General features: G+C 36.6%; 1 protein-coding gene. It reads right to left on the bottom strand.

Annotation, left to right across the window (positions count from 1 at the left end):
- Positions 1-31: 31 nt before the first annotated feature.
- A protein-coding gene (locus M3234_RS28615; protein ID WP_396954006.1) for an IS3 family transposase occupies positions 32-1,316 on the bottom strand; the annotation gives its coding sequence in 2 pieces (ribosomal slippage) (positions 32-927 and positions 927-1,316; 1,286 coding nt annotated over the 2 pieces). This gene is flagged as partial in the annotation.

Genomic DNA, 1,316 nt, shown 5'->3' with positions numbered 1-1,316 from the left:
TGATCTGAACCCAAAAAGTTAGACACAAAAATTAGGCAGCTACCTGGGCATGAATTCGGTATTGAACTGGACTCATGCCTTTTAATTTTGCCTTAATTCGCTTGTTATTATAATAGTAAATATATTTCACTAATTCTACTTTAAAATGCTCAATACTCTCGAATTCTTTTAAATAGAGTAATTCAGACTTTAATAAGCCAAAGAAATTCTCCATGACTGCGTTATCTAAACAGTTCCCCTTACGTGACATACTTTGAGTAATCCCATGTTCTTTTAAAGCGTGTTGGTACTGACTCATTTGATAATGCCAACCCTGATCAGAATGGAGGATGGGGGTGTCTTGCCCTTTTAAACGTTCAAAAGCCTTGTCCAACATTTTTGAAACAAGAGGATAAACAGGACGTTTTTCCATATTATAAGCAATGATTTCTCCGTTGTATAAATCTAGAACAGGGGACAAATATAGCTTTTCCCCGAATAGATGAAATTCTGTTACGTCTGTTACCCACTTCTCATTCGGCTTTGATGCTTTAAAATCGCGCTCCAAGATATTAGGGGCAATTCTTCCTACCTTTCCACGGTAAGAACGATATTTCTTCATGCGTACAAGGCATTTTAGTCCCATTTCATTCATCAAACGGCGGACTGTTTTATGATTTATTTTTAAACCCTGATTATGCAATTCCATTGTGATTCGACGATATCCATATCGTCCTTGATTCTCATCAAAAATCTCCTGAATCATCTCTTTGACTTCCTTATACTTTTCTGGACGATTCATTTGTTTTACCCAATAATAATACGTGCTCCGCGCAATACCAGCGACCTTTACTAGATCGATGACTTTAAATTCGCGCCTTAATTCATATACTACTTGCGCTTTTTCTTGTTCTGTAATTTTTCCTTTTCTTGAATTAAGGCTTTCAGCTTTTTTAAATAGGCATTCTCCATGCGTAAACGCTCGACTTCAGCGCGTAAAGCTTCTTCAGACCCTTCCACTGGTTGAGCTTTTTTTGTTTGTTTTTTCATAGGTGAACGCCCCTTTTGTGTAGGTTTTAGGGCGTCTATTCCGTGTATTTCGAAACTGTTTTTCCATTTTGAAATGGTACTATGTGTTGCAATATTAAATATCGCAGCTGCTTCTCTGATAGACGTCCCGGTCTCTTTTATATATTTCAGTACGTCTAGTTTAAACTCTGTTGTATAAGATGTATAGGGTTTTATAAAAGCGTCCGCACCATGATGTTCATATTGTTTAATCCAATTTAATAAAACTGTATGATGCAAACCTAGGGATTTTGCAATAGACTTTACTC

It is taken from the genome of Neobacillus niacini, from assembly GCF_023715785.1.
GTDB lineage: Bacteria > Bacillota > Bacilli > Bacillales > Cytobacillaceae > Neobacillus > Neobacillus niacini_E.
Note: the sequence above shows the minus strand (reverse complement) of the source record. Positions and strands in the feature narration are given on the sequence as shown.